The organism is Thioalkalivibrio sp., from assembly GCF_007692535.1.
GTDB lineage: Bacteria > Pseudomonadota > Gammaproteobacteria > Ectothiorhodospirales > Ectothiorhodospiraceae > Thioalkalivibrio.
Map to the genome: position 1 here is coordinate 1 of NZ_REBW01000075.1, position 13,678 is coordinate 13,678.

General features: G+C 65.4%; 10 protein-coding genes and 1 tRNA gene. 4 read left to right on the top strand and 7 right to left on the bottom strand.

Annotation, left to right across the window (positions count from 1 at the left end; translation table 11 throughout):
* The first annotated feature begins 116 nt into the window (after positions 1-116).
* Entirely contained in the window at positions 117-242 is a 126-nt protein-coding gene (locus EA346_RS02640; RefSeq protein ID WP_296755289.1) for a DUF4400 domain-containing protein, read from the top strand.
* 267 nt (positions 243-509) lie between these two features.
* Here the strand turns inward: EA346_RS02640 and EA346_RS02645 are convergent.
* Positions 510-599 (bottom strand) — tRNA-Ser (locus EA346_RS02645).
* A gap of 128 nt (positions 600-727) precedes the next feature.
* Positions 728-1,372 carry a pyridoxamine 5'-phosphate oxidase gene (pdxH, locus tag EA346_RS02650; protein WP_296755292.1) on the bottom strand — a complete coding sequence of 215 codons (645 nt, stop codon included), beginning with the start codon at positions 1,370-1,372 and terminating at the stop codon, positions 728-730.
* Between the two features lie 174 nt (positions 1,373-1,546).
* Between pdxH and EA346_RS02655 the strand changes: the two genes are divergently transcribed.
* Together EA346_RS02655 and EA346_RS02660 are read left to right on the top strand one after the other, a co-directional pair.
* Positions 1,547-3,106, top strand: a complete 1,560-nt coding sequence (locus EA346_RS02655; RefSeq protein WP_296755294.1) for a glutamate synthase-related protein — start codon at positions 1,547-1,549, stop codon at positions 3,104-3,106.
* 135 nt (positions 3,107-3,241) lie between these two features.
* Positions 3,242-5,422, top strand: a complete 2,181-nt coding sequence (locus EA346_RS02660; protein WP_296755297.1) for a YgiQ family radical SAM protein — start codon at positions 3,242-3,244, stop codon at positions 5,420-5,422.
* Between the two features lie 7 nt (positions 5,423-5,429).
* Here EA346_RS02660 and mnmD read toward each other — a convergent pair whose 3' ends face one another.
* From mnmD to EA346_RS02680, 4 genes are all read right to left on the bottom strand, one after another.
* Positions 5,430-7,247 carry a tRNA (5-methylaminomethyl-2-thiouridine)(34)-methyltransferase MnmD gene (mnmD, locus tag EA346_RS02665; protein ID WP_296755299.1) on the bottom strand — a complete coding sequence of 606 codons (1,818 nt, stop codon included), beginning with the start codon at positions 7,245-7,247 and terminating at the stop codon, positions 5,430-5,432.
* Positions 7,248-7,304: 57 nt separating this feature from the next.
* Entirely contained in the window at positions 7,305-8,840 is a 1,536-nt protein-coding gene (locus EA346_RS02670; RefSeq protein ID WP_296755302.1) for a peptidoglycan DD-metalloendopeptidase family protein, read from the bottom strand.
* A 132-nt stretch (positions 8,841-8,972) separates the two neighbouring features.
* Positions 8,973-9,755, bottom strand: coding sequence for an ABC transporter permease (locus EA346_RS02675; protein ID WP_296755306.1), 783 nt, complete (start codon positions 9,753-9,755; stop codon positions 8,973-8,975).
* Positions 9,752-10,699 (bottom strand): ABC transporter ATP-binding protein, encoded by a 948-nt coding sequence (locus EA346_RS02680; RefSeq protein WP_296755392.1) that lies wholly within the window; start codon positions 10,697-10,699, stop codon positions 9,752-9,754. Before EA346_RS02680 ends, EA346_RS02675 begins: the two co-directional genes overlap by 4 nt.
* 131 nt (positions 10,700-10,830) lie before the next feature.
* Between EA346_RS02680 and EA346_RS02685 the strand changes: the two genes are divergently transcribed.
* Complete coding sequence (locus EA346_RS02685; protein ID WP_296755308.1) at positions 10,831-12,210, top strand: M17 family metallopeptidase; 1,380 nt, start codon at positions 10,831-10,833, stop codon at positions 12,208-12,210.
* Positions 12,211-12,241: 31 nt separating this feature from the next.
* Here EA346_RS02685 and EA346_RS02690 read toward each other — a convergent pair whose 3' ends face one another.
* Positions 12,242-13,621 (bottom strand): Glu/Leu/Phe/Val dehydrogenase, encoded by a 1,380-nt coding sequence (locus tag EA346_RS02690; RefSeq protein WP_296755396.1) that lies wholly within the window; start codon positions 13,619-13,621, stop codon positions 12,242-12,244.
* Between the last annotated feature and the right edge of the window lie 57 nt (positions 13,622-13,678).

Consider the following 13,678-nt stretch of genomic DNA (forward strand, 5'->3'; position numbering starts at 1 on the left):
CGCGTGACACGCGTTCCTTCAGGTCCTCAGGCAAGCGAATCGTCGTGGTGGGCATTGAGGGCTCCTCCAGGGTTGCGCCTCTAATGTAGCACGCTCGTGCTACAGCACACCGGCCGATGCCCGTCTCGGTAGACCCGAACTTCGTGATCCTGCCGTTCGCGGTGCTCTCGGCAATGGCCATCGCCGTCACCGCGTCGCTCTTCAAGAACTGCTGGACATTTCGGCTGACTGTTCCCAACTAGAGAACGGGAAATGCGACCCTGAGCCTTATCACGCCGTTTTAGGTGCCAAAAAAGGGCCCCTAAGGCGTTAGTCGGGTGAGAAACAGCCGCTTTCGTGAGTTAATTCAGAGGCTTCCCTTGGTCCGACCCCGGTGACCGCCGATCACGCTGCGCTGACCACACCGCGCCGGGCATGTCCCAGGCGTTTTTTGTGGGCGGCCCTACCGCTCTCTGGGATGATGGGTCCAAGAAAAAGGCACCCGTAGGTGCCTGATTCTTAATGATAGTTGGCGGAGAGGGTGGGATTCGAACCCACGGTACGCGCAAGCGTACAACGGTTTTCGAGACCGTCCCGTTCGACCACTCCGGCACCTCTCCAATGGGTCGAGGCCGGCCCAGGCGGCCGCCGGCATCGTCGGCGGCTGTGCGCGGGCGCGACAGCGGCCGAATAATAGCAGAAGCGCGGTCCCGGCAGTAAGGGTACAGTCCCCTGCCGCGCTGAAGGCTCAGGGCATCAGGCGGGTTATGGTCCAGCTACCGCCTTCGCGCGTATATTGAAAGCGGTCGTGGAGGCGGTTTTCCCGTCCCTGCCAGAATTGGAACAGGCTCGGCTCCAGCCGGTAGCCGATCCAGGTCGGCGGCCTTGGCACCGCGCCATCGGGGTGACGTTCGCGGACCGCTTCCAGGCGGCGCTCCAGTTCGTCCCGGCTGGCGATCGGTTGGCTTTGGTGCGAGGCGGCCGCCGCGAGCCGGCTACCGAGCGGGCGGGTCGCGAAGTACTCATCCGCCAGTTCGGGGGGAAGGGGAGCGACGAGGCCGTCGAGGCGGACCTGCCGCTCCAGTTCGGGCCAGAAAAAGAGGATGGACGCCTTTGGGTTGAATGCGAGCTGCTGTCCCTTCAGGCTGCGGGAGTCGGTGTACCAGCAGGGTCCCTCGTCGTCCAGGTGCTTCAGCAGAACGGCGCGCAGCGAGGGTTGTCCGTCTTCCCCGACGGTCGCGAGGATCATGGCCGTGGGCTCGGGATTGTCGACGGCCTGGGCGTCGGCCAGCCAGCTGGCCAGTTGTTCCATCGGGTCCGCGGCCAGATCAGGCAGGTCCAACCTGCCCCGGCGGTAGTCCCGGCGTGTGCCTCGGTGGTCGATAGGGGCCATCAGGTCTGCCTCGTGATTTGCATCCAGGGAGAGAGTATTTCACTTTTTGCGATCGCAACAGCGAATTCACACAGCAACAGTCGACAGCGTAGGAGCGCGGCTTCCAGCCGCGATCCGGCCGTCAGTCGCAACAGCGAATTCACATAGCAACAGCCGATAGGGCAAGGAGTTCACATGGCAAAGCCGATCGTCGCGGCACTCGAACCCAAGGGCGTGCAGCTCGAAAAGGGCAAGGAGTACTACTTCTGTCGTTGCGGCCGTTCGAAAAACCAGCCCTTCTGCGATGGCTCTCACGAAGGTACCGGAATCGAGCCGCTCGCCTTCACCGCGCGTGAAACGGGCGAGGCCTGGCTCTGCAGGTGCAAGCAGTCGAAGGATTTCCCGTACTGTGATGGCAGCCACGAGCAGGTGCCGGAGTCGGCGCTGGGGGAGGAATTCGACGGCAGCGGGGAAGACGCCGAAGGGGCGTCGACGGAGGCCGCACCTGACCCAAAAAACACGGATACGGAACCACATGTGGAGTTCATCCATGCCCTCGCGACCGGCGGCCTGGACAAAATCGGTGCTATGGGCCCCACCGTGGCCATGGGTGTTCCCCGGAACCGACTGCCCTCCTGGGACGAGATCCAGATGCTGACCGCCCAGTTCGCGCGGCGACCGCTGGCTTCCGATACCGAGGTCGACTGCGCGTTGGTGATCGGACCCGAGGCCCGGCGCCCGCTGCGGCTCGAAATGCCGCTCCTGGTCACCGACATGAGTTTCGGGTCGCTGTCGCGCGAGGCGAAGATCGCGCTGGCGATGGGGGCGGAACAGGCGGGGACCGGGATCTGCTCCGGCGAGGGAGGCATGCTGCCCGAAGAGCAGGCTGAGAATTCGCGTTACCTGTTCGAACTCGGGCCGGCTCGTTACGGGTATTCCGAGGACATCCTGGACAAGATACAGGCCTTTCACTTCAAGGGCGGTCAAAGCGCCAAGACCGGTGTCGGTGGGGTATTGCCCGGCGCCAAGGTCTCCGAGGAGATCGCGAAGGTGCGAGGGATCGAGGCCGGCCGTGACGCGGTGTCGCCGCCCGCGATCCCGGACCTGGAGACCCCCGAAGACTTCCGCCGTTTCGCCGATGGTGTGCGCGAGAAGACGGGCGGGATTCCGGTGGGTTTCAAACTGTCCGCAAACCACGTGGAGCAGGATCTGGCCTTTGCACTGGAGGCCGGGGCCGATTACGTGATCCTCGATGGTCGCGGCGGTGGCACCGGTGCCTCGCCCGCGCTGCTGCGTGACCATATCAGCGTTCCGACGATTCCGGCGCTGGCCCGGGCCCGACATTACCTGGACCTGCGCGGCGCCAGCGGCAGGGTAACGCTGATCGTGACCGGGGGGCTACGCACTCCGGCCGACTGCATCAAGGCACTGGCGCTAGGGGCCGACGGCATTGCATTGGGGAACAGTGCGATCCAGGCGGTGGGCTGTGTCGGTGCACGCATCTGCCACACCAACCGCTGTCCGACCGGCGTGGCCACGCAGGATCCGGAACTGCGCAGGCGTCTGGATCCGCAAGAGGGAGGCGAGCGGTTGGCTCGGTTCCTGGATGCATCCCTGGATTTGATGAAGGTCCTGTCCCGCGCAGCGGGCCGTGCACGCCTTGCCGATCTTGGCCGGGAGGACCTGATCACCTTCAACCGGGAACTGTTGAATCTGGCGAACATCCCCTACGCGGGCGTGCACAAGCCGGGGTGACGCGGGGCGGGGAGAGTGGAAAGCGGTCGGGCCTGTCTCTTTTGAGGCGGTGCCCGGGTGCTGCAGGGCGCGTGGTATTTTGAATCAAGACGATAATCAACGTGTAATGGCCTGAAGGTTCAAGAGATTCTCCGAATGGATACTGCCAAGCCCCTGTTTTCGCATCGCAAGTACTGGGCGGAGCGCTTTGGCGTGGCTCCGTTCCTGCCGATGAGCCGTGCCGAGATGGATCAGCTGGGGTGGGATTCCTGTGACGTGATCCTGGTCACTGGTGACGCCTACGTCGATCATCCCAGCTTCGGCATGGCGATCATCGGGCGCCTGCTGGAGGCACAGGGATTTCGTGTCGGCATCATCAGCCAGCCCGATTGGCAGTCCACGGGACCCTTTCAGGCGCTGGGCCGGCCCAACCTGTTCTTCGGCATCACCGCAGGGAACATGGATTCGATGGTCAACCGCTACACGTCGGATCGGCGGGTACGCCGGAACGACGCCTACACGCCCAACGACGAGGGCGGGCGGCGTCCAGACCGCGCCGTGATCGTCTATTCCCAGCGGGCACGCGAGGCTTATCCGGAGGTCCCGATCGTGATCGGCGGCATCGAGGCCAGCCTGCGGCGCATCGCTCACTATGACTACTGGTCCGATAAGGTACGCCGCTCCGTCCTCCTCGACTCCCGGGCGGATCTTCTCCTGTTCGGCAACGCCGAGCGCGCCCTGGTCGAGGTCACGCACCGGGTGGCGGCTGGCGAACATCCTCGCGAGATTCGGGACGTCCGCGGCACCGTTTTCCTGCGCGATGCGGTGCCGGCGGATAGGGTGGTGATCGATTCCACGGACATCGATGCGCCAGGAGCGGTGGACCCGCAGCCGGATCCCTACGCCATGGTCAGTGCCGCGGGTTGCGCGACCAAGGGAGCCGCGGAAGAGGGGCCCAGAGAAGAGGGGCCCAGAGTGGTGCGTCTGCAGCGCGATGTCCCGCGCGGTCACCCGCGCGACCGCACCGTGATCCGCCTGCCGGCCTACGCACAGGTGCGCGCCGATCCGGTGCTCTATGCCCATGCCTCGCGGGTGCTGCACCTGGAAACCAATCCGGGCAACGCGCGGGCCCTGGTGCAGCGCCATGGCGACAAGGAGGTCTGGCTGAACCCGCCGCCGATCCCGCTGACCACAGCCGAGATGGACGCGGTGTTCGATCTCCCCTACGCACGGTCGCCGCATCCCGCCTATGGCGATGCCCGGATACCGGCCTGGGAGATGATCCGGTTTTCGGTGAACATCATGCGCGGCTGCTTTGGCGGCTGTTCGTTCTGTTCCATCACCGAGCACGAAGGCCGCATCATCCAGAGCCGTTCGGAGGACTCCATCCTGCGCGAGGTGGAGGAGATCCGGGACCGGGTCGAGGGCTTCACCGGCGTCATCTCCGACCTGGGCGGACCGACGGCCAACATGTACCGGCTGGCCTGCAAGGACCCGGAGATCGAGTCAAGTTGCCGCCGGCTGTCCTGTGTCTACCCGGGGATCTGCAAGAATCTGAACACCGATCACTCGGCACTGATCGGCCTGTACCGCAAGGCGCGGGCGCTGCCGGGGATCAAAAAGGTGCTGATCGCGTCCGGACTGCGCTATGACCTGGCGGTGGAATCCCCCGAATACGTGCGCGAACTGGTGACCCACCACGTGGGGGGCTACTTGAAGATTGCGCCGGAACATACGGAAGAAGGCCCACTTTCCCGGATGATGAAGCCGGGCATGGGAACCTATGACCGCTTCAAGGCGATGTTCGATCGCTTCTCGAGGGAGGCTGGAAAGGAGCAGTACCTGATTCCCTATTTCATTGCCGCACACCCGGGAACGACCGACGAGGACATGCTGAACCTGGCGCTGTGGCTGAAGCGCAACGGGTTCCGCGCAGACCAGGTCCAGGCCTTCCTGCCCGGGCCGATGGCCCTCGCCACGGCCATGTGGCATACCGGACGCAACCCCCTGCGCGGGATTCGGCGTGAGGGGGGTGACAGGGTGCACTCGGCAAAGGGAATCCGCGCGCGGCGGCTGCACAAGGCCTTCCTGCGCTACCACGATGCGGAGAACTGGCCGCTGCTGCGCGAGGCCCTGCAGAGGATGGGCCGTGCCGACCTGATCGGTAACGGCAAACGGCATCTGGTCCCGAACTACCAGCCCGCAGGAACCGGTGTTCGTGGGGGCAAGCCGGTGGGCGTGGAGGGCCGGCGAGGGCGGTTCAAGACCCAGCATACGGGGCTGAAGGCCGCGGCTGCGCCGCGTAAGGCGGTTCGGAAGAGGCGCGGGGCGAGCTGACGGGGGATCAGCGGCCGCGACGCTTTCCTGCCTCGAACCGGGCCGGCGAAAAAAGCTGAGCGAGGTTGTCCGGCAACGGCTCGGGCAGACCGCAGAGACGGTCCGCGAGCCATTGCGCCCCGAGCGCTGCGTAGAGCAGCCCGCGCGAACCGTAGCCCAGGTTCAGGAATATCCGTGGGAGGGGATCGCCACCTGTTGCCGTCTGCCCTGGCATTGCGCCGATCATCGGCAGGCGGTCAGGAAAGACCGCGCGCTGACCGTACCAGGCGCCGGTGACTTCCACTGCGGCAGGATCTTCCAGCGCCGGGTCCACCCAGCGCAAGGCATTGAGGTTTTCGGCGTTGTCTGCGTCGCGTACGCCGGCGCTCCCGGCGTCCCTTCGATAGGTCGCGCCGAGCCAGTGCTGGCCATCCTGCTCGGGCAGGCAGTATCCCTTGCCGGTCAGTGCGAAATCCCCCCACGCGGCCAGCGGAGCCCGTATGCGGGTCATCTGACCGCCCACGACGGATGGGCGTGGTGGACCCGAGACCAGGGTCATATCGCCAGCGCCGGTCGCGATCACGACAGCGTCGAAGGTCTCGGGGCCCTCACCAGCGTCTACCGTGACGCCTTCCGCCTTTGACTGGATGTTCCGGACCTGGCGATCGCGGAGTTTCAGTTCCGCGCCGAGATGCCGGCAGTACCGACCGAGATCGATACCCAGCGCATCGGGGTAATAGATGACGGGAAGGTCGGGTTCGCCGGAGCGCACGGCAAACAGGCCACCGGTGAGCCCAGGATCGCTGGCGACGAGGTGCGCCAGGCGTCGTGCCGCGTGCCTCGTGATTCCGTGGTGCTGCACGCCACGGGCGAGTTCGATGCTGTCGGCGCTGTTCACGCCGGTGGTGCCCAGAAGGGCTTGTGTAGCCCGCATGCCGCTGAGGGCCAACGCATTTCGGAGGGTGTCCCCGGCACTGAGGTGGGGCGTAAGGAGTGCCGCCGGGTTCCCGGACGCCCGTTTGCCGGCCCCGTGAGGGTCGAACAGCGTGGGGTTGAGCCCACGCTCGCGCAGGGCGCAGGCGGTCGCAAGGCCGGCGATTCCGGCGCCGATCACTGCCACCTGCTCCGGTCCCGCAGCAGATGGCTGCCCTTGCGAGAAAACGCCGATCAGCCGTTCGCGTTTGTCGGCGAAGCCCGGGACCTTCTGCAAGGCAAAGCCAACCTCTGCGAGGTCGCGACGAACCTGCCCGGCCACGGTGAAGGTGCCGAGGGTCGTTCCTTGTCCGGAGAGACGCCCCAGTTGCCGAAACACCGCCAGGTTCCAGAGCGCGGGGTTCTGGCTGGGCGCGAAGCCGTCAAGGAACCATGCATCCACACGGCCCTGCACCCGTGCCAGCGCGGGCGCAGCGTCGCCATAGACGAGGGTCAGCACGACCCGATCGGCGGGAAAATGGATCCGATGCAGCCCGGACAGCGGGGGTGGGTATTGCGCGAGGAGGGTACCGATGTCGCCGTCCGCGATGCCCTGGGCACGGAGTGCGCGTGAGAGGTCTGCGGGAGCAAGTGGGTGGGCCTCTGCGCTCAGGTAGCTGAGAAAGGCGTCCGGCGGCGCATGCTCGCGCCAGGTCTCCAGGGTCAGGCAGAAGTTGAGGCCGGTACCAAAGCCCGTCTCCCCGATGGCGAAGCGGCGCGCGTTCGCGAATCGCTGTGGCAGTCGGTTCGCCTCGATGAAGACCGTGCGCACCTCGCCCCTGGGGTCCCGCGCGCTGAAGTACCGGTCCTCGTAATCCACGGCGCGCGGCTGGTCCCCGTCCCATTCCAGGTGGGCGGGAGTCAGGGGCGTCATCAATGAGGGCAGCACCGCCCTACCCGCAGGCTGGCGCGTTCTGCGCGCGGGACCAGCTCAGAAGTCCTGTCCCGGGAACGGATGCATCGCGATCTCGCGTGCGGGCGTCGCGTCCTGCAATGCAGCGATCAAGGGCTGGGCGATCCGTTGAAACCGTTCCAGCTCCGCCCCGGTCAGCGTCTCGTTCTGCGGCAGCTGCACCCGCATGGCGTCCACCGCACGCCCGTCCACATGCAGTTCGTAATGCAGATGCGCGCTGGTCGTACGGCCGCTGTTGCCGGAAAGGGCGATGCGTTGGCCGCGCTCCACGCTCTGCCCGGGACGCACGAGGGCCTTCTGCAGATGCAGGTAGCGGGTCGTGTAGCCCTGACCGTGCTCGATCACCAGGTAATGCCCTGCATGCGGATGGCTATCGACCTGCGTCACCTTGCCGTCAGCGGGCGCGATGATCGGGGTGCCCACCGGTGTCGCGAAGTCGGTGCCGAGGTGCGGCGCGACGCGGCCGGTGACCGGATGCCGGCGCCCGGAATGGTACCCGGAGGTGATGCGATAGCTGCCGGAGAATGGCTTGCGATCGAAGGGCGGCAACAGGCCCTGCCCGTCGGGCGTGTAGAAAAGGCCGTCGATATGCCGGACGGCGCTGACCGAGAATTGCTGCCCGCTGTAGCTGAAGGCCAGCAAGCGGACGTCGTAGGGCGTATCGTCTCCGACCAGGGTTTCCTGTTCGACGAGGACGGTGTATTGGTCGCCGTCACGGACCGCTTCTGGCTCAGGGAGATACCCGTCCAGGATCGCGGGCAACGCGGCGACAGCGGGTGGGGACAGGGCGTCGTTGACCGCCGCCGAAGCCGGGACATCGCTCCGGATCTGACCCGCGACGACCTGGTGGGTGACCTCCCGTGCGCTTTCGATCTGCCGCCGGCTGTACGCGTCGGTTCCATCCAGACGCGCCCACTCATTGCCTTCGGCGCGGTCGCTCCAGAGCCGGAGCCGCTTCAGGATTCCATCGGAGTCCACGAGCCACTCGACCTTCTGCCCGGGAAAGACGCGGTTCAGGATGCTGGCGCTCTCGGAGTCCTCCAGCAGGCGGTAAAGCGTGCGCATCTGTAGCCCCCAGGCGTTGTTCCAAAGCGCCCCCAGGTGTTCGCCCTCGTTCAGGGTATGCCTGGACCATAGCGCCTGGTCGAGGTCGGGCAGGGTCGGTGGCACTTCCAGATTCAGGTTGTTTTCGGCGGTGGCCACTACGAAGTCATCCAGGGGATCGGATGCCTCGCCGCGACTGATCCGTTCGCTGGCTCCGCTGCCTTCGAATTCGGCCCAGGGGAGGGAGTTGATCTGTACGAGCCTGGCGCGCGCCGCCTGGCGCAACTCTTCCATGGGACCGCCTTCGGGCCGACATTCCAGATCCTGGAGGAGGGACGCCCGCAGGCGAAGACCCGGTTGATGAGGAACCGGGCCGAGGCTCGTATTCAGAAGCTCGGCCACGCCCGCGTTGGACGCATGCCCTGCGGGAAGATAGCCCGATGCGGTCATCGCCGTGATACCCAGGCCGCCTAAGGCGAAGAGGGAGTAAAGCGTTTTTCTGACGGGCATGACGACTCGTCGTCTCGAGAATGCCGGTTTATACCATCATTGCGTTGGGATGAAAAATGGGTGCGACCGGCGCGGGGCAAGGATCAGGGCGTAGGAGGGCTTCCGGGAAGCTGCTCGGGCCTGCCACGGGCGTCAGGTTCGCACCCCCACGCCGCGGTTCAGCAGATTCAATGCGAAGACGTACAGGCCGACGATGAAAGCGATGATGATGGCGTAGGAAACCCATAGCGACAGGTCGGTTGTGCCCAGCAGCCCGTAGCGGAAGGTGTTCACCATGTACAGGATGGGATTCAGTTTCGAGACGTCCTGCCAGAACCCGGGCAGCAGGGAGACCGAGTAGAACACGCCGCCCAGATACGTAAGGGGAGTGAGAACGAAGGTGGGCATGATCGAAATGTCGTCGAAGCTGCGGGCGAAGACCCCGTTGATCAGGCCGGCAAGGGCAAACACGATCGACGTCATCACGACGACCGACAATGTCACCGGGATACTGTGGACGCTGAGCGGGCTGAAGAACAGGGAGACCAGCGTCACGGCCACCCCGACCGTGAGACCACGGGCGACGCCGCCCCCTACGAAACCGAGGATGATCAGGCTGTTGGGTACCGGCGAGACCAGCAATTCCTCGATGTGCCGCTGGAACTTGGAACTGAAGAACGAGGACACGACGTTTGCGTAGCTGTTGGTGATCACCGCCAGCATGATCAGGCCGGGCACGATGAAGTCCATGTACCGGTAGCCGTCCATCTCGCCGATCCGGGATCCGATCAGCCCGCCGAAGATGATGAAGTACAGCGCCATGGTCACCACCGGCGGGAGGACGGTCTGCACCCAGATGCGCGCAAAGCGCAGCACTTCCTTGGTCACGATGGTGCGCAGCGCCGTCCAATGCTCGTGCAGATGCAGCGGCGTCATTGGGAGGTCTGCATGTCGCGGCCGCGGGTCTTCGGCGCCTGGGTCATACGGATGAAGAGTTCCTCCAGGCGATTGGTCTTGTTGCGCATGCTCTGAACCTGAATCTTTTCCTTGTCAAGGAGATGGAACAATGTATTCAGGCTTTCTCCCCTGTGGATGTCGGCCTCGACCGTCAGTTCGTCGATGCCGCGGAGCACGATGCTGTCGTGCACCGGCAGCTGCTGCACCGGTGCGAGCAGGTCCAGCACCACGGTTTCGGTATCCAGCTTGGTCAGCAGGCTCTTCATCGTCGTGTTCTCGACGATCCGGCCGCGATCGATGATGGCGATGTTCCGGCAAAGCCGCTCGGCCTCCTCGAGATAGTGGGTGGTCAGGATGATGCTGCGGCCATCGCAGTTGATGTTGCGCAGGAAGTCCCACATCGAGCGCCTGAGTTCGATGTCGACCCCTGCGGTGGGTTCATCCAGGATCAGCAGCCGCGGTTCGTGCACCAGCGCGCGGGCGATCATCAGCCGCCGCTTCATTCCGCCGGAGAGCGTTCGCGCCATGTCCTTGCGCTTGTCCCAGAGCCCGAGTTCGCCGAGGTAGTGTTGGGCGCGCCGCCAGGCCTCGCGGCGCGGAATACCGTAGTAACCGGCCTGGTTGACGACGATTTCGCCCACGGGCTCGAAGGTGTTGAAGTTGAACTCCTGCGGGACCAGGCCGATGCTGCGCTTGACCTCCTGCAGGTCCCGGTCCAGGTCGTGTCCGAACACGCGCACGCTGCCCGAGGTCTTGTTGATCAGCGACGTCACGATGCCGATGGTGGTCGACTTGCCCGCGCCGTTCGGTCCCAGCAGGGCGAAGAAGCTTCCCGGTGCGACCGTCAGGTCGATGCCCTTCAGGGCCTCGAAACCGTTACGGTAGGTCTTGTGCAGGCCTCGAATCTCCAGCGCTGCGGTCATCATGCCTTGGTCCTTGTCCTTTTCCTGGGCGATCCCAGTGTGGCGCATGACGGTATCATGACAGCCGTGCTTCGCGACTGGAAATGACGCACCGGCGCATTGAATCCATCCCGACACCCGGAGGAACTCCCGTGGAATCCGTCTTCATCACCCATGCCGAGCTTGCCGTCCCGCTGATCCCGGTGACTCGAGAACGTCTGTCCGGCGCGCTGGACGCCCGTCCCGATCACTGGCGCAAATGGACGGAACAACACGGCTTCCAGGCCAGAGCCGGCAGCCTGCTGCGCATCCCCTCGGCAGACGGCCTGACCGAGGCGGTGCTCGTTGGGTACGATCCGGACGCGCCGATCTGGATGCTGGCGCAGGCGGCACAGGTCCTGGAGCCGGGAGCGTATCGCCTCGGGGGCGAGCCCCTCGGTGCGGAGATGCAACTGCTCGCCGCGATCGGATGGGGGCTGGGGAGCTATCGCTTCGACCGCTACCGCAAGGTGCAAAAGGCATCGCCGCAACTGATCTGGCCCGAGGGCATCGAGCGCGGCCGGGTTGAGGCCGTGGTGGGCGCCCATGCATTGGCACGGGACCTGATCAATACTCCGGCGGCGGACATGATGCCGCTTGATCTGGCGCAGGCGGCAGAGAAGCTGGCAGCGGAGTTCAGCGCTGATATCGAGGTGATCCACGACGCAGGGGAGATTGCGGCCGGCTATCCCTGCATCCATGCGGTAGGCGGCGCGAGCGTGTGCGGGCCGCGGGTGATCGAGTTGAACTGGGGCGAACCCGGACGCCCCCACGTGGTGCTGGCGGGCAAGGGTGTCTGTTTCGATTCCGGCGGGCTGAATCTCAAACCAGGCAACAGCATGCGCCTGATGAAGAAGGACATGGGTGGCGCCGCCATTGCGCTGGGGCTCGCCCGGCTCATCATGGCGCTCTCCCTGCCGATCCGCATCACCCTCCTGTTGGGCGCGGTGGAGAACGCCGTGGGCTCGCGCGCCTTCCGGCCCGGGGACGTATTGACCGCGCGCAACGGCAAGACCATCGAGATCGACAATACCGACGCCGAGGGTCGCCTGGTTCTTGCCGATCTGCTGGTGCGAGCGGGCGAGATCGAGCCCGATCTGTTGATCGACTTCGCCACGCTTACCGGAGCCGCGAGAGTGGCGGTGGGGACCGAGATCGCGGCATTCTTCTGCACCGAGCCGGAGTTCGCAGAGGCGCTCAGCGGGCACGCGGCACGCTGGGACGACCCGGTCTGGCCCCTGCCCTTGCATCGGACCTACCGACACTTGCTGGACAGCGACATCGCCGACATGGTCAACAGCAGTGCAAGCCGATTTGCCGGCGCGATCACAGCCGCCCTGTTTCTGCAGGAGTTCGCGCCCGCGAATGTTCCCTGGCTGCATTTCGACGTGATGGCCTGGAACACCCGGGCACGGCCCGGCCGGCCCAAGGGGGGCGAGGCCATGGCGCTGCGTACGCTGCTCGGATTCCTCGAATCGCGCTACTCCGCTTGATGAAGCCTTCTGCGGGACGGTTCTGGTTGGCTCAGAAGGAGGACAGATCCGAGCGCGCACGCATGACCTTGCGCAGGGCGATCAGGTAGGCGGCGGTGCGGTAATCCATCGGTACGTCATTGCCTTCGATCTCGCGGGTCTCGCGTATTTCCTGGAAGGCGAGGCGCATCGAATCGTCCAGTGCGGAGCGTACCAGGTCGATTTCCTGTGTGCCGCGTGTCAATGACTCGCGCAGCCAATCCGGTACCGAGCGGTTGGTCATCATCTCGATCGCGGAGATCACGTGCTGCCCGCGCGTCGCCTCGTGCCGCCGGTGCAGCCGTCCCAGGCGGATATGGCCGATGTTGCGGATCCATTCGAAATACGAAACCACCACGCCGCCGGCGTTGACGAACACGTCCGGCAGGATGGTAATGCCGCGCGAGACGAGGATCCGGTCCGCCTCCCAGGTGCAGGGCCCGTTGGCCGCCTCGACCACCAGGCGCGCCTGGATCCGCTCGGCATTGCCGGCGTGGATGACCCCCTCCAACGCGGCGGGAATCAGCACGTCGCAGTCGGCCTCGAGCATGCGCGCGCCATCGCGCTCGAAACCCACACCGGGGAAGCCTTCGACGCCCCCGGTTCGCTGCATGTAGTCGTGCACGGCCGCGACATCCAGGCCGGTCTCGTCGAACAGGGCTCCGTCCCGCTCGATGATCGCGACGATGCGCGGCGCGTCCTTTTGCTGCAGCAGCGATGCGAGGTGGTAGCCGACATTGCCCAGCCCCTGGATGACGATCCGCTGATCGCCGAGCTTCCCCTCAAGCCCGGCCTCGCGCACCGCGTCGGGCTCGCTGAAGAAGGCATCCAGGGCATATTTCACGCCGCGACCGGTGGCCTCGAGCCGTCCGGGAATACCACCCAGTTCGAGCGGCTTGCCGGTGACGCAGGCGATATGGTTCAGGTCCTCGGGGTGCAGATCCTTGTAACTGTCCAGGATCCAGGCCATCTCCCGCTGCGATGTACCCATGTCGGGGGCGGGCACGTTTTCGGCCGGGCTGATGTACCCCCGCCGGATCAGTTCCCGGGCGAACCGGCGGGTGATCCGCTCGAGGCTGGCCTCGTCATATTGGCGGGGATCGATCCTGAGTCCGCCCTTGGACCCGCCGAAGGGGACGTCGAGCAGGGCACACTTGTAGGTCATCAGTGCGGCCAGGGCCTCGGCATGGTCCTGGTCCATGTCGGGAGAAAAGCGCAGCCCTCCCTTGACCGGCAGGCGATGGGCGGAGTGGACGGCACGCCAACCGGTGAAGACCTCGATGCGGTCGCCCAAACGAATCGGGAAGCTGACCTGGACCACGGAGGAACAGGCCTTCAGCGCATCGGCGGTACCCTCCGGTACGTCCAGCAGCGACATGGCGTGTTCGACCATGCTTGCCACGCTGTCGCGAAATCCTTGGTGTGGAACCGGGTCCGGCATGGGAATCCT